General features: G+C 70.2%; 19 protein-coding genes. 12 read left to right on the plus strand and 7 right to left on the minus strand.

What is annotated here, in order from left to right:
• Window positions 1-18: 18 nt before the first annotated feature.
• Together ACWD6P_RS12250 and ACWD6P_RS12255 are read left to right on the plus strand one after the other, a co-directional pair.
• The gene (locus tag ACWD6P_RS12250) at window positions 19-618 is read left to right on the plus strand and encodes a DUF2867 domain-containing protein (protein ID WP_451443975.1); all 600 of its coding nucleotides are present in this window, start codon (window positions 19-21) and stop codon (window positions 616-618) included.
• Between the two features lie 158 nt (window positions 619-776).
• The gene (locus ACWD6P_RS12255; RefSeq protein WP_451444051.1) at window positions 777-1,871 is read left to right on the plus strand and encodes a M20 family metallopeptidase; all 1,095 of its coding nucleotides are present in this window, start codon (window positions 777-779) and stop codon (window positions 1,869-1,871) included.
• A 93-nt stretch (window positions 1,872-1,964) separates the two neighbouring features.
• Here the strand turns inward: ACWD6P_RS12255 and ACWD6P_RS12260 are convergent, their stop codons facing one another.
• Window positions 1,965-2,537 carry a MarR family winged helix-turn-helix transcriptional regulator gene (locus tag ACWD6P_RS12260; RefSeq protein ID WP_451443976.1) on the minus strand — a complete coding sequence of 191 codons (573 nt, stop codon included), beginning with the start codon at window positions 2,535-2,537 and terminating at the stop codon, window positions 1,965-1,967.
• A gap of 297 nt (window positions 2,538-2,834) precedes the next feature.
• On the opposite strand from ACWD6P_RS12260, the gene ACWD6P_RS12265 reads away from it, so the two are divergent.
• From ACWD6P_RS12265 to ACWD6P_RS12275, 3 genes are all read left to right on the plus strand, one after another.
• Window positions 2,835-3,914: an alkene reductase gene (locus tag ACWD6P_RS12265; RefSeq protein WP_451443977.1), complete on the plus strand. Its 1,080-nt coding sequence runs from the start codon at window positions 2,835-2,837 to the stop codon at window positions 3,912-3,914.
• Between the two features lie 181 nt (window positions 3,915-4,095).
• Window positions 4,096-4,635: a GNAT family N-acetyltransferase gene (locus tag ACWD6P_RS12270; protein ID WP_451443978.1), complete on the plus strand. Its 540-nt coding sequence runs from the start codon at window positions 4,096-4,098 to the stop codon at window positions 4,633-4,635.
• Window positions 4,636-4,700: 65 nt separating this feature from the next.
• Window positions 4,701-5,156, plus strand: a complete 456-nt coding sequence (locus ACWD6P_RS12275; protein ID WP_451443979.1) for a PPOX class F420-dependent oxidoreductase — start codon at window positions 4,701-4,703, stop codon at window positions 5,154-5,156.
• Between the two features lie 50 nt (window positions 5,157-5,206).
• On the opposite strand, the gene ACWD6P_RS12280 is transcribed toward ACWD6P_RS12275, so the two are convergent.
• The gene (locus ACWD6P_RS12280; protein ID WP_451443980.1) at window positions 5,207-6,355 is read right to left on the minus strand and encodes an agmatine deiminase family protein; all 1,149 of its coding nucleotides are present in this window, start codon (window positions 6,353-6,355) and stop codon (window positions 5,207-5,209) included.
• Between the two features lie 100 nt (window positions 6,356-6,455).
• Here ACWD6P_RS12280 and ACWD6P_RS12285 point away from each other — a divergent pair, with 100 nt between their 5' ends.
• Window positions 6,456-7,031, plus strand: a complete 576-nt coding sequence (locus ACWD6P_RS12285; protein WP_451443981.1) for a TetR/AcrR family transcriptional regulator — start codon at window positions 6,456-6,458, stop codon at window positions 7,029-7,031.
• A gap of 67 nt (window positions 7,032-7,098) precedes the next feature.
• Window positions 7,099-7,575, plus strand: a complete 477-nt coding sequence (locus tag ACWD6P_RS12290) for a nuclear transport factor 2 family protein (protein WP_451443982.1) — start codon at window positions 7,099-7,101, stop codon at window positions 7,573-7,575.
• Here the strand turns inward: ACWD6P_RS12290 and ACWD6P_RS12295 are convergent.
• Window positions 7,572-8,546 carry a hypothetical protein gene (locus tag ACWD6P_RS12295; RefSeq protein ID WP_451443983.1) on the minus strand — a complete coding sequence of 325 codons (975 nt, stop codon included), beginning with the start codon at window positions 8,544-8,546 and terminating at the stop codon, window positions 7,572-7,574. The two genes, ACWD6P_RS12290 and ACWD6P_RS12295, sit on opposite strands and share 4 nt — an antisense overlap.
• 169 nt (window positions 8,547-8,715) lie before the next feature.
• On the opposite strand from ACWD6P_RS12295, the gene ACWD6P_RS12300 reads away from it, so the two are divergent.
• The gene (locus tag ACWD6P_RS12300) at window positions 8,716-9,048 is read left to right on the plus strand and encodes a hypothetical protein (RefSeq protein WP_451443984.1); all 333 of its coding nucleotides are present in this window, start codon (window positions 8,716-8,718) and stop codon (window positions 9,046-9,048) included.
• Between the two features lie 28 nt (window positions 9,049-9,076).
• On the opposite strand, the gene ACWD6P_RS12305 is transcribed toward ACWD6P_RS12300, so the two are convergent.
• Together ACWD6P_RS12305 and ACWD6P_RS12310 are read right to left on the minus strand one after the other, a co-directional pair.
• Window positions 9,077-10,084 carry a DNA-3-methyladenine glycosylase family protein gene (locus ACWD6P_RS12305; RefSeq protein WP_451443985.1) on the minus strand — a complete coding sequence of 336 codons (1,008 nt, stop codon included), beginning with the start codon at window positions 10,082-10,084 and terminating at the stop codon, window positions 9,077-9,079.
• A gap of 36 nt (window positions 10,085-10,120) precedes the next feature.
• Complete coding sequence (locus tag ACWD6P_RS12310) at window positions 10,121-10,696, minus strand: TIGR03086 family metal-binding protein (RefSeq protein WP_451443986.1); 576 nt, start codon at window positions 10,694-10,696, stop codon at window positions 10,121-10,123.
• A 101-nt stretch (window positions 10,697-10,797) separates the two neighbouring features.
• Here ACWD6P_RS12310 and ACWD6P_RS12315 point away from each other — a divergent pair, with 101 nt between their 5' ends.
• The gene (locus tag ACWD6P_RS12315; protein ID WP_451443987.1) at window positions 10,798-11,772 is read left to right on the plus strand and encodes a helix-turn-helix transcriptional regulator; all 975 of its coding nucleotides are present in this window, start codon (window positions 10,798-10,800) and stop codon (window positions 11,770-11,772) included.
• Between the two features lie 65 nt (window positions 11,773-11,837).
• Here the strand turns inward: ACWD6P_RS12315 and ACWD6P_RS12320 are convergent, their stop codons facing one another.
• Window positions 11,838-12,584: an AfsR/SARP family transcriptional regulator gene (locus ACWD6P_RS12320; protein WP_451443988.1), complete on the minus strand. Its 747-nt coding sequence runs from the start codon at window positions 12,582-12,584 to the stop codon at window positions 11,838-11,840.
• 92 nt (window positions 12,585-12,676) lie between these two features.
• Window positions 12,677-13,459, minus strand: a complete 783-nt coding sequence (locus ACWD6P_RS12325) for an SDR family NAD(P)-dependent oxidoreductase (RefSeq protein WP_451443989.1) — start codon at window positions 13,457-13,459, stop codon at window positions 12,677-12,679.
• 248 nt (window positions 13,460-13,707) lie between these two features.
• Between ACWD6P_RS12325 and ACWD6P_RS12330 the strand changes: the two genes are divergently transcribed.
• Genes ACWD6P_RS12330 through ACWD6P_RS12340 form a run of 3 tightly spaced genes read left to right on the plus strand, consistent with a single transcriptional unit; the run spans window position 13,708 to window position 17,255 of the window.
• Complete coding sequence (locus ACWD6P_RS12330) at window positions 13,708-15,210, plus strand: coproporphyrinogen-III oxidase family protein (protein ID WP_451443990.1); 1,503 nt, start codon at window positions 13,708-13,710, stop codon at window positions 15,208-15,210.
• Complete coding sequence (locus tag ACWD6P_RS12335) at window positions 15,203-15,640, plus strand: SRPBCC family protein (protein WP_451443991.1); 438 nt, start codon at window positions 15,203-15,205, stop codon at window positions 15,638-15,640. The genes ACWD6P_RS12330 and ACWD6P_RS12335 overlap by 8 nt, the downstream gene beginning before the upstream one ends.
• Before the next feature lie 13 nt (window positions 15,641-15,653).
• Window positions 15,654-17,255, plus strand: a complete 1,602-nt coding sequence (locus ACWD6P_RS12340) for a class I adenylate-forming enzyme family protein (RefSeq protein ID WP_451443992.1) — start codon at window positions 15,654-15,656, stop codon at window positions 17,253-17,255.
• Window positions 17,256-17,274: the final 19 nt, after the last annotated feature.

Consider the following 17,274-nt stretch of genomic DNA (forward strand, 5'->3'; position numbering starts at 1 on the left):
GGAAAGGCGGCAGCGGCCATGAAACTTCCTCTCACAGCCCATACCGGTCAGCCCTGGCGGATCCACGAGCTCACCGGCGACTTCCGGATCGAGGACGTGTGGTCCTACCGCACCCCCGGCGCCGGACCGGACGACTTCCCCGTGATGCTCGCCGCTCTGCGGACGGGCGGCGCCATGGCCAAGCAGACCCTGCTGGTCCGGTTCCTGTTCGCGGTGCGCTGGAAGCTCGGCGCCCTGCTCGGATGGGACAAGGCCAAGACGGGCCTGGGGACGCGGGTTCAGCCGCTGCGCGACCGTCTGCCGCGCGACCTCCGCGAGACCGTGGACGAGTCCGAGTCCGAGTCCGATGACACGCCGTTCACCCCCGTGTACGAGCTCCCCAACGAGTCCGTCCGCGAACTGGCGAACAAGACCGTCCACACCCTCATGCACCTGGGATGGGTGCCGACCGGCGACGGCGACCACGAACTGCGGATGACGGTCCTGGTCAAGCCCAACGGCCTGTTCGGACGGCTGTACATGGCCGTCATCGCCCCCTTCCGCTACCTGATCGTCTACCCGGCGCTGACCCGCCAATGGGAGCGCGCCTGGCGGGACCGGGCGCTGCCCCCGACGTGACCGACGCGCACCGCGTCTCTCCGCTCGGCGTCCTCGCGTTCCGGAGCGAGAGACGAGGCCCCAGCGAGAGACGAAGCCCCGGGGGCGCCGCAGGAGGTGAACCGCATTCCTTCACAGCCCTTCCTTCACAGCCCGCCAAGTACCCTTGCGGCGTGACGATGCACCAGGCCGTCGACGTGAGTGTCGACGCGATGATCGAGGACCTCAGGACACTCGTCGAAGTCGAGTCGCCCTCGCGCGATCTCGACGCCTTGACGGCATCGGCCAAAGCCGTCGCCGCCGTCATCGAGAGCCGTCTCGGCGGGCGGGCCACTCTCGTCGAGAGCGCAGCCGGGCCACATGTCCGCTGGTCGGGTGGCGGCGATCCCCAGGTCCTGATCCTCGGTCACCACGACACGGTGTTCCCCCTCGGGACCCTTGAACGCCGCCCGTTCAAGGTCGCGGACGGGAAGGTCACCGGCCCCGGGGTCTTTGACATGCTCGGCGGTCTGGTGCAGGCCGTTCACGGCCTGGCGGCCCTTGAGGACCGGTCAGGCGTCGAGATCCTGGTGACCGCCGACGAAGAGGTCGGCTCCCGCTCCTCCCGGGCTCTCATCGAAGAACGAGCCCTTGCCTGCGGCGCCGTGCTGGTATTCGAGGGTGCCGCTGACGGCGGAGGCCTCAAGACCGGCCGTAAAGGCTGTGGCACGTTCCAGGTCTCCGTCAGAGGCCGGGCGTCGCACGCCGGCCTTGAGCCCGCAGCCGGGGTCAACGCCCTGGTCGAAGCGGCACATCAGGTGCTGGACATCGCAGCGCTCGGCCGACCCGATATCGGCACGACCGTTACCCCGACCGTCGCCTCCGCAGGAACGCTGGACAACGTCGTTCCCGCCGAGGCGACCGTCGTCGTCGACGTGCGGGTCGAGTCGGCCGAGGAGAAGGAGCGCATCGAGTCCGCGTTCGCGGCGCTGACTCCGCATCTCGACGAGGCGGAGATCGCGGTTCAGGGAGGTATCGGCCGGCCCCCGATGCCCGAGTCGGCGTCGGCCGAGCTCTTTGCGGCAGCCGAAGAGCTCCTTCCCGGCCTCGAAGGCAGGGCGGTCGGCGGCGGCAGCGACGGCAACTTCACGGCCGCACTGGGGGTACCGACGCTCGACGGCCTTGGAGCGGTCGGCGGCGGCGCTCACGCCGATCACGAGTACCTGGTCATCGAGGCCATGGCCGAGCGGGCGAACCTTGTGGCCGGCCTGGTGAACGCGATTCGGAACGGGTAACACGCCACGCCAAGCCGTTGGCCGGGGTCAAGGAGCCGAGTAGGTCAGTCGTCGTCTTGGCCGGACGGCCGTGACGAGTGACGGGTTACGCGCTCATCCCCTGGGGGACTTCCGGCCCTCGCCGGTCGCCGCATCAGCGCCCGGGGCATCTGTGTGTGCGGCCGCACGGGCGAGACCGTCCTCGATGCGTCGCAGTGCGCGCAGCGCTTCGGCTTGCTGGTCAGAGGTGAGATCGCCGGTCGAGGCGCTTTCGAGTTCGGCCCAGACGCGTTCGACCTCTCGGCGCAGCGCTTGGCTGGCAGCGGTCGGTTCGATGATGACGGCGCGTTTGTCGTCGGGACAGGGACGGCGGCGGACGAAGCCGGCGTTCTCCAGTCGTTTGATGCTGCGGGTCATGGTGGGGGCGTCGGAGTCGAGCAGGCGCACGAGGTCGGTCTGTCGCTGGGGGCCGAGTTCCCACAGGTGCATCATGAGCAGTTCCTGGCCGAGGTGGAGGCCGACGCGGCGCAGGAGCTGTCCGGCGATCATGCGGTGCAGGCGGGCCACACGGAAGATCGCGTGGCTGACGGGCCCCGCGTGGGCGGCAGCGGGCACGGGCACCGAGGAGGTGGCCTGCGTCGCCTCCGGCAGCTGACTTTGTGCGTCCCGGTTGGTTGCCCGGCTCATCAGAATCGTCCCTTCCCGGCCTACCTACTTAGCCGGACAGCAATCCGGCTGGAATCTTGCCGGACGTCCTCAGGATATCGGCCCCGGCGCGCCTTGTGACACCCCTGCGGGTAGCGGGCGATTTGCCGTAACCAACAGGCAGTTCTCGGCGCTGAGCTGAAAGGTGACACGGCTCACATGGCCGGGCGGGAAGATCCTTTGGTGATTTACTTGTTCGAACAAGTAAGTAACGGTGCGCCGAGCATCACGCACCGACGGAGTGCCGCAGGACCGGGCGGCCCGAGCAAAGGAATGATCATGACGACAGGGTTCGACCCGATCGAGCTGGGCGGCAAGCGTCTGGCCAACCGCATAGCGATGGCGCCGATGACCCGTAGCCGTGCCTACGGGCCGGGGGCCACGGCGACGGAGCTGATGGCGACCTACTACGCGCAGCGGGCCGGCGCCGGCCTGATCATCACCGAGGGCGTCCAGCCGTCGGTGGTCGGCCAGGGCTACCCCGACACCCCGGGCCTGCACTCCGCCGAGCAGGTCGCCGCCTGGCGGCAGGTGACCGACGCGGTCCACCGCGAGGGCGGGATGATCTTCGCGCAGCTGATGCACACCGGCCGCATCGGCCACCCCAGCCTGCTGCCCGACGGCCTGGTCCCGGTGGGTCCCTCCGCCGTCCAGGCCACGGGCCAGGTGTACACCCACCAGGGGCCCCAGGACTTCGTCACGCCGAAGGAGCTGGACCACGACGAGATCGTCCGGACGATCGCCGACTTCGCCGACGCGGCGCGCAACGCCATCGCTGCCGGCTTCGACGGCGTAGAGCTCCACGGGGCGAACGGCTACCTGATCCACCAGTTCCTCGCCCCCAACGCCAACCAGCGCACCGACATCTGGGGAGGCGACGTCGCGGGCCGGGTGCGCTTCGCCGTCGAGGTCGCCACGGCCGTCGCGGAGGCGATCGGCGCCCACCGGACCGGTATCCGCATCTCCCCCGGCGCCCCCTTCAACGACATCGCCGAGACGGACCCGGCCGACCTGGAGGAGACCTACACGGCCCTGGTGGCCGGTCTCGCCCCGTTGGACCTGGCCTATCTGCACGTGCTCGAAGGCCCCGACCAGAACCTGACCGGGCGTCTGCGCAAGGACTGGCCCGGCGCGTTCATCCTCAACCCGTTCACGCACCCCGAGCCCACCGGCCATGACTCGCTCCGCCTGATCGAGGACGGCGCCGCGGACATGATCGCCTTCGGCGCGCTGTTCCTGGCCAACCCGGACCTGCCCCGCCGCCTGGCGTCCGGCGGCCCCTACAACGAGCCCGACCGCGCCACCTTCTACGGCGGCGACGAGCGCGGCTACACCAACTACCCGACGCTGCCCGCCTGACCGGCCCCTCGACTGGCCGGGGAACGGCGGGCCGACCCGCCCAGGGCGCACTCCCGCCGAGCCCCGGCCAGGTACGCGTCGCGTCCGCATCTATGCCACGGACGCCGAGGCCGGAGTGCCGCTGCCGCTGCCGCCGAAAAAGAGATTGCCTCGGGACCATGGCTCACGTTGGCTGGGCAGCATGGCTGAACTACGTACCGATCGCCTCGTCCTGCGCCGATGGCGTGACTCCGACCTTGAACCATGGGCGGCGATGAATGCCGATCCCGAGGTGCGAGAGCACTTGGGCGACCTGCTCACCCGCGAACAGAGCGATGCCTCCGTGGCGCAGTTCCAGGCCGAGTTCGACCAGCGAGGCTACGGGTGGTGGGCGGTTGAGGTGCAGGCCACGGGCGAGTTCATCGGCTTCGCGGGCTTGGACGACGTGGACGACGACATGCCGTTCACAGGAGTGGAGATCGGCTGGCGGCTCACCCGCTCGGCCTGGGGTCAGGGCTACGCTACCGAGGCGGCGCTGACGGTCCTGGCCCATGGCTTCGACGATCTTGAGCTTCCTGAGATCCTCGCCGTCACCACAGCCACCAACCTTCGTTCGCAGGCAGTGATGCGCCGCATCGGCATGACCCGGGACCCGGCCGACGACTTCGACGACCTCACCGAGCCCGAAGGGCCACTGCGTCCGACCGTGCTGTACCGCATCGCCCGCAGCGCGAGGATCTGACGTTCCCCACTGGGGAGTCTGGACACGATGTGTCCGACAAGCCGAACTCGGGCAGTAGTTGCCCCATGGTCGCACTGCCGAACGACGTACGGCTGAGGATCGAAGCGCCGAACATCTGGTACGTCGCAACGAGCAACACGGACGGTTCGCCCCATGTGAGCCCCATGTGGGTGGGCCTCGACGGGGACCTGGTGCTGTTCAACACCGCCGTAGGTCGCGTCAAGGAACGCAACCTGCGCCGTGATCCGCGAGTGTGCCTGTCCCATGCGGATCCGGCCGATCCCTTCGACCGGGTACAGATCCGTGGCCGGGCCGTCCGGTTCGAGGAAGGCCCGGCAGCGGACCGGAACATGGACCTGCTGGCGCAGACCTACCTGGGCACCAAGCGGTTCGAATGGCGCATCCCCGGTGAGCAGCGTGTCATCGTGCTGATCGAGCCGACGCGATGTCGCCATGTGATCGGCGTCGAGCCACTACCGCCTGGGGCGCCCGGGGCAGTCGCCCTACCGGACGCTGGGTAGCGACGCCGTCCGGATGCCGCGGTGAGACTGGATGTGCATGGCCCGCAGCCTCACCGGTGCGTTCGCTCCGCGGTCTTGGGGATTTGCTGGGTGGAGCAGTGGATACCGCCGCCGCCCTCGCCGAGGGTGTCGACGGGCAGTTGTATCACCTTCCGCCCCGGGTACAGATCGCGCACTATGGACTTGGCATCGCCGTCGGCCCTCTTGTCGCCGAAGCCGGGCATGATGACCGCGCCGTTGACCACGTAGTAGTTCACGTAGCTGGCCAGGAATCCGTCCCCGCGGCGGCCGATGTCGACCGGTTCGGGCAGTTCGACGACTTCGAGCCGCTTGCCCCGGGCGTCCACGGCCTTGTCCAGGACCTTCCGGGCCTGATCGTAGGCGTCGGTCCAGACGTCCCTGGGGGCCTCCTCGTCCGGTGTGCTCATGACGACGACGCCGGGTTCGGAGAACCGCGCCAGCGCATCGATGTGGTAGTCCGTGATGTCCCTGCCCCTGACGCCGTCCACCCAGATCACCGTGGTGATGCCGAACAGGGCCTTGAGCGCCTGCTCGATGTCGTCGCGGGATTTGCCGGGATTTCGACGCCCGTTGACCAGGGAACTCTCGGTCGCCAGCAGGGTGCCCTTGCCGTCGACCTCGATCGAGCCGCCCTCGCCGACGATCGGCGCCTTGATCCTGGTGATGTGCTCGTCGTCGAGGATCGCCGCTGCGACCCGACTGTCGCGGCCGTGGGCCTGCTTGTTTCCCCAGCCGTTGAAGTTGAGGTCGACTCCGGCGATGCCATCGGGCCCGAGTACGAAGGTCGGCCCGATGTCGCGCATCCACAGGTCGTCCACCGGAATCGGTACGACCTCCACCCCGGAGCCGCAGGCTTTCCTGGCCGCCTTCACATCCTGGTCGTTGGCCAGGAGGACCACCGGCTCGAACTCGGCGATCGTCCGCGCGATCCGTGCGATGTCCTCCCGCACGCCGTAGACGTCCGACTTCCAGATCTGCCGGGTGGGCCATGACATGTAGGTCAGCTCGTGGGGGTGCGCCTCGTCGGGCATCCGCCATCCGCGGGCCGGCGTCGCCCCCGCGGGAGCGGCGCTGCCGCTGCCCCGCGCAGACCGGCTGCCGTCCTGGGTGCTGCAGGCACTCAGCGCCATGCCGAAGGCGGCCAGGGCCCCGGCCTGCAGGGTCTGACGTCTGGACATTCGCATGATCCACCCTCCTGACTGAAATTTTAGTCAGTACGATGGTAGGGCATGATCGGACGCAGTCACATGTTGATCCTTCAGGCAGTGGGAGCACTCGATGCCGGACAGGCCCACCCAGATCGTCGAAGCCGCGGCCCGGCTGATCGCCCGACGCGGCGTGCGCGGGCTGCGCGTCGAGGAGGTTTCCGCAGAGGCCGGCGTGTCCACCGCACTGATCTACTACCACTTCAAGGACCGCGCCGGGCTGCTGCGCCGCACGCTGGAATTCATCAACCAGCGGGCCGTGCGCTACACCGACGCCGCCCTGGACCGGTCCGAGGATCCGCGTACCCAACTCACCGAAATGCTGCTCCTGGAACTACAGGACACCCCCCAGGTCAGGGAGAACAGCGCGGCCTGGGGCGAGTTCCGCGCCACCGCGATCTTCGACCCGGACCTACGGGAACAGCTCGCCACCTCGACCAGGGAATGGGTTGAGGACCTCGCCGACCTGGTGCGCCAGGCCCAGGCTGCCGGTCTGGCCAGCCCCGAGATCGTCCCGAGTGCCGCTGCCGAACGCCTCACCGCCCTGGTCGAGGGCCTGAGCGAACGATGGCTGAGCGGGACCACGCCACTCCCCCGCGCCCACGAGCTGCTCCGTGACGCCATCGCCATGGAACTTCGCCGGCCATGAAGGGCAGCTGATGGCCGGCGGCGCACCGCCATAGGTCGGCGTCCGCTTTCCGCCAGCGTCCCTTCTCATGAACGATCAGGCTGGCGGCATGACGATTCCCTCTACTGCAGCCTCCGACGCGGTATCCGTCCTCACGGGCATGTATGCGGCCGAGGCCGCGTATCTGGCGGCCGGCGGGCCGGGCAAGGCCTCGTTCGATCTGCTCGCGCCCTTCTTCGCACCGGATGTGGTGCTGCATCAAGCCGATTCCCTTCCCTACGGCGGAACGTGGCACGGTCACGCGGGAATGGCGCGCTTCTTCCTCGCCATGGGCCAGGCGTGGGAATCGTTCGAGATGCTGGAGCAGGAGTTCCTCGCCACCGGTGAGACCGCGGTGGTGCTCACCTTGGTTCGTGCTCGCGCCCGGGCCACCGGCCGTGAACTGACCTTTCCGATTCTGCAGGCGATCACTATCAAGGACGGGCGGATCGCCGAGGTCCGTCCCTTCTACTGGGACACCGAGCGGATCGCCAGGGCCTGTACGGCGCCGACCCCCGCCGATTAGGCAGGCCGCCGCTCGGCGGTGTCCGCGAGGATCGCACGGCGGGCGTCGAGTGCGGCGGCGAGCAGGCGTTCGTCCAGCTCCGTCTCGGCGTCCCGGGTGGAGTCGTTGACGGGGATGCGGGTGCGCCGTTCGATCAGTGCCGTTACGGCGGGCAGCGCGGGTCGTGCCCGGTGGCCCATCTGCGCGAGGCCCGCGAGGTAGTACTCGCCGACCGCGTAGTCGGCCAGATACGGCGTCATCACGGCGAGCAGCCGCGGCAGGGCGGCCTGGCCGGCGTGTCGCAGCCACAGCGGAGCGCATACGGCCTGCATCCGGCCCGGCCATCGGAAGGTGAGGTTGTACAGCTGGGCCGCCTGCCGGAAGGTCAGCGGTCCCGCGTCCAGCAAGGCCCCGAAGATCTCCGGGGCGCCGCTGAGGCGGCCGATGCCGATGGGCTTGGCCGCGAGGAGCGCGCCGGCGGACGTGCTGTCGTACGGCGGGGGCGGGACGGCCCGTTGGCGGCGGTCCTTGGGGTACGGCGTGAACGGGGCCGTGGCGGTCAGCGCGCCGTGGGCACGCATGGCCGCCCGCGAGATCGAGGCCGTGGTGAGGGCCTTCGCCACGGCCGGGCCGGTCTCCCCGCGGTGGCGGAGGAGCAGGGGCAGCAGCACGGTCGGGGCCGCCCGCCAGTCATGACACGCCTCTCGGGCGAGTTCCGCGCCGATGTCCCGGGTGGCGGGGTCGGCGAGGAGGCGGGCCGCGAGGGTGTAGGTGTGCTGCTCGCGCCCCAGTTGGCAGAGCACCCGCCCCCAGTCCTGCCCGACGCCGTCCGGGTGGTGTGCGGCCGTGCGGGCGTCGGCGAGCAGCGCCGCGTCCAGCGCCGGCCAGTCCTCGGGAGGCGCGGACCGCAGGGTTTCGAGGCGGGCGAGGAAGCGGACGGAGGTCACGGCCGGCGCGGGGCCGGCGGCTGGGGTCTCGTTCGGCCGCTTCATCGGACGGGGCGGTGGCCGCCCTTTCCATCGGGGATCGCAGTCATGCGGCCGATCATGTCACGCACGGCGAAGGCGCTGGCAAGGGCTTTACGGGCGACTCGACACCGCGACGGACAAAGCGGGGCTTTCGCCGCGGCGTGGTGTAGAACTCCTTTTCCAGGAGGTATTTATGTTTTCTCGTGTGGGTGTCCGTGGTGTGTCCGGGGTGTTGTTCAGTGCCTGCGCGCTGGGTGGTGTCGTCCTTGCCGGGGGTGTGAGTCATGCCGGGGACGTCGGCATGATCCTCTATACGGCTCCCGACGGGGCGAGGACGGCGCTGGAGCAGCCCGTACCCGGCCACTGCTACAACCTCGTCGGCAACGGCACGGCCTCCAACCTCAACGCCGCCGGCACCACCGCCTTCTTCTACGCCCACCGCAACTGCCGGGGCCACGCCATCGCCGTCGCACCCGGCGAAGCGCAGCAGCTGCGCTTCGCCTCCGTGAGCACCGCCGTCGACTGAACCGGCGGGCCGCTGCTCGCCGGTCCGTTCAGCCGCCGACCCTGAGGTAGTGGCCCCAGTAGCCCTGGTGGCGGCCGTAGCGGGTGGTGAGTTCGGCGAAGGCGGTGTCGTCCAGGGCGCGGCCGTAGACGCGCTGGGCGGCGCGGGTCATCTCCTTGTCGGGGGTGAGGTGTTCGGTGCGGCCGAGGCCCCGGATGAGGAGGAAGGACGCCGACCAGGGGCCGATGCCGGCCAGGCGCAGCAGCTGGTCGCGGACCTCGTCGTAGGGGCCGGTGCGCAGGAAGGTCTCGTCCAGGTCGAGCCACTGGCGGATCGCGCGGTGGAGGTAGCCGGCCTTGCGCGGGTTGCCGATGAGGTGCTGGAGGGCGGGTTCGTCGAACGAGGCGAGCTGTGCGGCGTCGGGGAACGCCCAGCGGGGCTCGCCGTCGACGGTGATGCGGTTGCCGGCCGCTTCGACGAGGGCCTGTTTCATGTTTCTGGCCACCGGCATGGGTACGCGCTGGCAGAGGATCGCCCAGCACAGCAGTTCCAGCGGCGAGGGGAATTTGACCTGGTGGTAGCCGTGCAGTCGGTCCACGACGCGGGAGAACGGCGGGTCGAGGCGGGCGAGGCGGTAGAAGTCGGTGAGGTCGTCGGTGAGCCCGAGGTGGAAGGAGAGCCGGTCCGCGGCGGCCTCGGCGGTGGCGTCGGTGAGGGGCTCGGCGGCGGTCAGGACGCAGTCGACGGCCGGTGCGTCGGGGGCCGCCGTCACCCGGGCGCCCAGCGTGGTGCCGTTCTCGCGCAGGGCCAGCGTCAGGCTGTCGTGCGCCGTGCCCTGCTGTCCCGTCATGGCGGGGAACGAGCGGATGAAGGCGAGGGAGGCGGAGAAGGTGAAGGGGGGCCGGGCCGCCAGCCGGAGGGTGCGGGAGCGCTCGGGTGCCGGTGCGGCGTCCGGTGCGGCCGCGGCGCGCGGCCGCTCGGTGCTCTGCCGGGGCTCGGCGGCGGCCGCGGCCCAGCCGGCGGACGTCCCGGTCCCCAGGGATGTGGTGTCGGTCATCGTGCTCTCGCTTCGTTCGGTGGCGGCCCGGGAGGATCAGACGGCGCGGCCGAGCCAGCCGGCCAGGCGGCGGTGGATGTCGGCGTCGTCCGGGACGGGGCGGACCTCGGCGAAGGGCATCTCGCCGCCGCGCGGCTCGGCCGGCAGGACCTTCTGGGCGATGCCGAAGGCCATGTGGGCCAGCTCCTCGTCGAGTTTCGCCTCGGGCGCGATGACCTGGGCGATGTCCCAGGTGTGGGTGACCGTCTCCATCACATAGCCGCTGAGGGCGATCCGGCCCGTGGCCAGGCCCCACGGAACCTCGAACTCCCGGTCGAGCTTGTCGTCGCCCGCCCAGGCCGCGGCCGCGCGGGCGCGCGCCCGGCCGAGCGCGCCGCCCCAGTCGGTGTCGGCGATCTCACCGGCCGCCGCGGGGACGTCCATGCCGCGGCCACCCTCGCCGATGTAGGCGATGCGGTGGATCGCACCGACGGTGTGGCTCAGCAGTGCCCGCAGGTCGTACGCGTCGCAGGGGGTCGGCCGGCCGAGGAGGGCGGGGTCGAGGCCGCTCACCAATTTCTCCAGCTGGTCCAGAGCGTTGAGGAACTGGGGGCGGGGGTCGAACGCGTTCATGGGCGCACCTCTCGTACGGGCCCAGGCGGTGTGCCGGGCCGCTGCGGAACACTCTGCGGGGTGATACCTGACAGGACCCGTCAGGTTTTAAACTGCGCTGCATGAAAGCGGACCGGCTGCTGTCCATCCTGTTGCTGCTGCAGGCCCGCGGGGGCCTTCCCGCGACGGAGCTCGCCGCCCAGCTGGAGGTGTCGGTCCGGACGATCTACCGGGACGTGGAGGCGCTCTCGGCCGCCGGTGTGCCGGTGTGGGCCGAGCGGGGCCGCAACGGCGGAGTGCGGCTGCTGCCCGGGTACCGCACCGACGTCACGGGCCTGACCACCGACGAGGCGCGGGCACTGTTCGTCCTGGCGGCCGACGGCGCGCACGAGGCCCTGGGGCTCGGCAGCTCGATCGCCTCCGCGTTGCGCAAGGTGATGGCGGCGCTGCCGCCGGACCACCGTCCGGTGGCGGAGCGGACCAGTGAACGGATCCTGGTCGACCCGGTGCGGTGGATGCAGGGCCGGGCCGCCGATGTGGAGCTCGGCGAGCTGCAGCGCGCGGTGTTCACCGACCGGCGGCTGCGGCTGCGCTACCGGCGCAGCGGGGAGAGCGAGGCGGGCGAGTACACCGTCGACCCGTACGGCCTGGTGAGCAAGGCCGGGGTGTGGTACCTCGTCGCCGACCGGGACGGTGAACCGCGGTTGTTCCGGGCGGACCGGGTGCAGGCGGCGTCGGTCGCCGAGGAACCGGTACGCCGCCGTCCGGGGCTCGGACTCGCCGAGGTCTGGGCGGCGTTGCGGGAAGGGGTGGAGCGGCTCGGGGACGAGGTACGGGTGCACTGCCGGGTGCGGCGGGAGCGGCTGGATATGTTCCTGCGGATCCAGTCCGCCCATCTCGCCGGGCCGCCGGCGGACCGGGGCGACGGCTGGGCCGATGTGGAGCTGGCCTTCCGGGCCGTGCGGGCGGCGCGGGCGCTGCTGGTCTTCGGGGCGGATGTGGAGGTGCTCGCGCCCGCCACGGCCCGTCAGGAGCTGAGGGCGGCCGCGGCGGAGGTGACCCGGGTGTACGGGCCAGATGGCGACGGCCGGGGGTGAGCGGTGCAGTGAGCCCGGCGCGCCGCACGCGCCGGGATGCCACCGCCGGTGGCCGCGCGGACTGCTCAGACCAGCAGTTTCTGGTAGAGGTCCTGCACCTCCGAGGAGGGCTGGACGCCGAGTTCGGCGTCCAGGATGCGCCACAGCCGCTGGTAGGCCTGAAGGGCTTCGGCCCGGCGTCCGCAGTGGTGCAGGGTGCCGATGAGCTGGGCGTGGAAGCCCTCGTTGAGCGGGTTCTCCGACACCAGTGTGCGCAGTTCGGGCACCAGCTCGCGGTGCCGGCCGAGGCGCTGGTGGGCCTCGATGCGGATGCCGATGGCGTTGAGCCGCAGCTCCTGCAGGTAGGTGATGTGTGCGTCGAGGACCTTCCCGATGGGCATACCGGCGAACGCCGGACCCCGGGAGAGCCGGAGTGCCTCGGAGATACGGGTGGCCGCCGATTCGGCGTCTCCGCTGCCGAGGAATCCGCTGCCCTGGGCGACCAGTTCCTCGAACCTGGAGGCGTCCAGGGCGCTGTCGTCGACCGCGATGAGATATCCCGACGGCCGGGTGACCAATATCCTTTCGGTCTTTTGCAGCCGCAGGCCGTTCGCCAGTGATTTCCGGGCGTGGTAGACGTACGTCTGGAGCGTGGTGAGCGCGCTGCGCGGAACGCGCTCACCCCACAATTCCGCGATCAGTGTGTCAACGCTCACCGTTTCGTTGTTCCTGGCCAACAGAAGCGAGAGCATCTGCCCGACCTTTGATCTCCCCACGATCAATGACTGGGCTTCATGTGAAATCTCGACTTGCCCGAACACCTTGAACTGCACAGCGGCCCCCCGCTTCCATGCTGTCTGGTTTCAGCGATGCGTTCGATCTCGGCCGGAGCCTAACCCCGTCGGTCGGTTTTCCGGCTCAAGAATTAGTAATTTCCCAGGCCCCCGCAGACGTTGAGGGCTTGCGCGGTGACCGCGTCGGCGCCGCGGGTGACCAAGTACCGTACCATCGCGGCCACTTCGGACGGCTCCACATAGCGGCCGATCGGCACCCGTCCGGTGATGCGCTGGTGCACCTCCTGCTCATCGACGCCCCAGACCCCGGCGTAGTGTTCCCGCACCCGTTCCGCCATGGGCGTTTCCACGAATCCGGGGCAGACCGCGTTGACGGTGACCGGGGTCCTCGCGAGTTCCAGTCCCAGTGCCTTGGTGAAGCCCACGACCCCGTGTTTTGATGCCGAGTAGGGGGCCGCGTGCACGACGCCCTGTTTACCGCCGGTGGATGCGATGTTGATGATCCGGCCGTACGCCGCCTCAGCCATTCCACCGATGGTGAGTGCGCGCTTGGTGACAAGAAATACGCTGTGGAGATTCGCGTTGATGACGTCGTACCAGAGGTCGTCGGCGATCTCCGCCGTGGTGCCGCCGCCTGGCCGTCCGGCGTTGTTGACGAGGATCTCCACCGGGCCGTACCGGTCGACGCAGGCGCGTACCAGCCGGTCGGCCTCGGCCGCCGAGGTCACGTCGCAAGCGACGCCGTCGACGTCGTGACCCTCCTGCTGCAACTCCTTGACCGTGGCGGCGACGGCCTCCGGACGGCGTGAGCACAGGAAGACCCGGGCGCCGTCCCCGGCGAGGGTCCGGGCGATCTCCAGCCCTATCCCGCTGGTCGCTCCGGTCACCAGTGCCACGCGGTGCTGTGCGCTCATGGTTGTCCCTTCCCTTCCGCGATGTCCGTAATGACATCGTCGGGAACAGAGAGACCACGCGGCGCTCGAAACTCCCTCGAAGTCGGCTGGGAGCCCGCTCGAAGACCGGTCGAGAGGCCGTCGAAGGGGGCACGAGGCGCGGTGCGGCGCGCGGCCGCGGGTCTCCACCGCGGGGGTGAGCGCCCTTCGAGCGGGGTGGGCGATCGTGGCGCGGCGATCGCATCGGGCGGCGCGAGAGTGGAGGATCCATGACCGAGCTGGAACACCGGACGGCCGGCGACCCGTATCCGAACAAGTGCTATCTGCCCTTCATCCTTTACCCGCCGGGCATGCACCGGACCACCGGCGGACGGGAGTGGCTGGAGTCGCATATCGACATGCGGCAGCAGGGCGGCGACTTCGTGCTGTACATCGGCATCCCGTTCTGCCGTACGCGCTGCAAGTCCTGCCCGTACTTCGCGAGTCTGCTGTCGGAGAAGGACCCCAACGGCCGCGAGGAGCGCTATATCGAGGCGCTGATCAGTGACCTCAAGCGGTGGGGTGCCTACCCGAAGTTCGCGACCGGCCGGATCCGCAACATCTTCATCGGCGGCGGCACCGGCAGCATTCTGCGCACCGGGAATCTGCGGCGGCTGGTCGACACCGTCTTCGAGACCTTCCAGGTCGCGGACGACTGCGAGTTCACGCTGGAGGGGAACGCCCGCGACTTCGACGAGGAGAAGATCGACTATGTCGCGGGGTCGGCGATCAACCGGCTCAGCCTGGGTGTCCAGTCCTTCCAGCCGGAGCTGCTGGGGGTGATCGGCTCACCGCACGCGGCCGAGGACAGCGCCCGGGTCATCAAGGAGTTCCAGGCGCGCAACTTCCGCAACATCCAGCTGGACCTGATGTACAACATGCCGGGCCACACGCTCGACATCTGGCGGCGTGACCTGCAGACGCTCGCCACGCTGGACGTCCCGCACTTCACGATCTACCTCTACCGGATCCACCAGGACACGATCCAGGCGAAGCTGATCACCAAGGGAAAGGTGGACCGTCCGGCGGACCCCGAAGGCCCGATGGTCAAGGCGATGTACCGGGAGGCCATGGGGATAGCCGAGGAAATGGGCTACTCGATGTACATGGTCGACCATTTCTGCAAGCCGGGCTACGAGAACATGTACAACCACTGGAACTGGAAGGTGTACATCGACACCCTGGCCGTCGGCCCCGGTTCCTACAGCTACTTCGACGGCTACCGGCTGGGCACCGAGACGGACGTCGAGAAGTACATCGAGACCGTCGAGAGCGGCGACTTCCTGATCAGCACGGTCACCGACGAACTCTCCCCGCGGGTCCAGCGCGAGCGGTATGTGATCTTCGCCCTGCTCTACTACGAGATCGAGTACGCCTTCTACCGCAGCAAGTTCGGCACCGAATTCCGCGAGGACTTCGCCGACGAACTCCAGCGGCTGGAGCGCAAGGGCCTCATCGAGCTCACCGAGGACCGGATGCGGCTGACGCAGCTGGGCCTGATCTGGCACACCAACGTCATCCTCGAATTCTTCAACCCGGCGTTCTGGAACGACGCCCGCTCGCTGACCGAACCGAACTGGTCGCTCAACGGCGTGATGGTCGAGGTCGGCGCGCACTCCCGCGAGTACTGGCTCGGCGGCAAGGACGTGACCTTCTTCCCGCCGCCCGAGGAGGTCGCGGCGGCCGCCGCGGCCGCGTCCGGCACCGCACCCGAGGCGGCCGGCCGTGACTGACACCCAGCGGTTCGTCGCGCAGGCCGCCGTCACCGTCAACGCCCTGGTGCACGACATCTGGGCAGTGTGGGTGGACGTCAACGCCTGGAAGAACTGGGACGACGGCATCGACAGCACCCAGCTGCACGGCAACTTCAAGGCCGGCAACACCTACACCCTCACCCCGCAGGGAGGGGAGCCGCTGACCGTCACCCTCACCTCCGTGACCCAGGGCGAGGAGTTCAGCGACGAGGCGGTGCTGCCGTTCGGCAGGCTTCTCACCCACCACCGGATGGAGCCGCTCGGCTCCCGGATCAAGGTGACCCACGAGCTGGTGGCGGAGATCGCCGACGAGATGGTGCCGGTGTTCGCGCGGGAGGTGTGGCCACATCTGCAGAGCGGGCTGTCGCAGTCGCTGGTCAACCTCGCCGACCTCGTCGGCAGCGACTGAGGGCCAGGCGGCGATGGGGGACCACGACGTCCGCTCGGGCATACGGCCCGCGGTGAAGCTGGTCGATCTGCTGCTGGGCCCCGGCGCGGGGTCCGGCGGCCCGGCCGGCGGTTCGTTCCGGCTGATCGAGGCGGGGCGCACCTACACCCGGCAGCAGCTCGCCGACACCGCAGGACGCTGTGCGGCGCAGCTGCTGCAGCACGGCCTCGCCCCCGGCGACCGGGTGCTGGCGCTGCTCGACCACGACGCGCGCGGCATCGCCTTCCTCGCCGCGGCCGGGGCGCTGGGCCTGCGGGTGCTGATGCCCTACAACCTGCGGGCCGCGGCGTTGCCGGAGTGGCGGAGCATCGTCGCCGACGCCCGGCCCGACGCCGTCGTCCACCTCCGTCCTGACCACGGCGAGCGCGGTCTGGCCGCCGGGGTGCGCGCCCTGGGCACGCTCGGGCCGCGGGTGATCGTCCTCCCGGCGGAGGGCGCGCACGCGCGGCCCGGCGACCCGGCCACTGCCCTGCCGGCCCGCCGGGCGGAGCCGGTCGAGAACTTCCTGACGCTCTTCACGAGCGGTTCGACCGGCTCGCCCAAGGCCGTCAGCGTCTCCGAGGAGCTGGTGTGCCGTCGGGTGCGCAGTGTGACCCGGATGCTGCGATTCGGTTCCGACGCCCGGGTGTTCCTGTCCGGGCTGCTCAACAACACGACCGGGGTGATCTTCTCCTTCGGGGCGCTGCTGCACGACGCCCGGCTGATCGTCCCCGAGAGCCGGGACCCCGCACGCTGGCCGGCGGAGGTCGCCGCCCACCGGGCCACGCACATCATGCTGCGGCCGCTGGCGCTGCGCCGCTTCCTCGACGGGGCCGAGGCGGGCCCCGCCGATCTGTCCGGCCTGCGGGTGGTCGCCTACGGCGCGGCGGCCATGCCGCGCACGCTGCTCGAACGCGGCCGGCGGTCCATACCGTGCGCGTGGGTGCAGGGCTACGGCCTGAGCGAGACGTACGGGCCGTTCTGCTGGCTGGACGAGGCCGCCCACCGCGAAGGGCGTCAGCTGCGCGGCGCCTACAACGTCGGGCGGCCCGACGACACCCTGGAGGTGCGGCTCGATGCGCTGCCGGGCCACCCGCCGGAGGTCGGCGAAGTGCTGGTGCGCGGGGACGCCGTCATGGAGGGGTACGTCGATGTGGCCTCCGGCACGGTCGAACCGCCGGGCGAGTGGCTGCGTACCGGGGACGTGGGCGCCTGGAGTCCGGACGGCGATCTGCTGCTGAAGGGGCGCCTGCACGCCTCGGTGATGAGCGCGAACGGCCACCGCGTCTACCCCGAGGAGGTCGAGGCGGTGCTCGCCGGGCTGCCCGGGGTGCGGGAGGTGGCGCTGGTCGCCCTGACCGGCCCCGAGGCGCTGTCCGAGCGGCCGGTCGCCTGTGTCTCGGGTCCGCTGGGGGCTCGCCCGGCCACCGAGGTCAGGGCGGAGGTGACGGCCGCGCTGAGCGGGGTGCTGAGCCGGGAGAAGTGGCCGGATCTGGTGTACGCGAGCGACGCGCCGTTCCCCAAGAGCGGCAACGACAAGGTGCTGCGGGGCGAGGTCGCCCGGCGGATCGACCGCGGCGCGCTGATCGAACTGTGACCCGCGGCCGGGCGGGGGC

This window comes from Streptomyces sp. NPDC002446 (assembly GCF_053595675.1).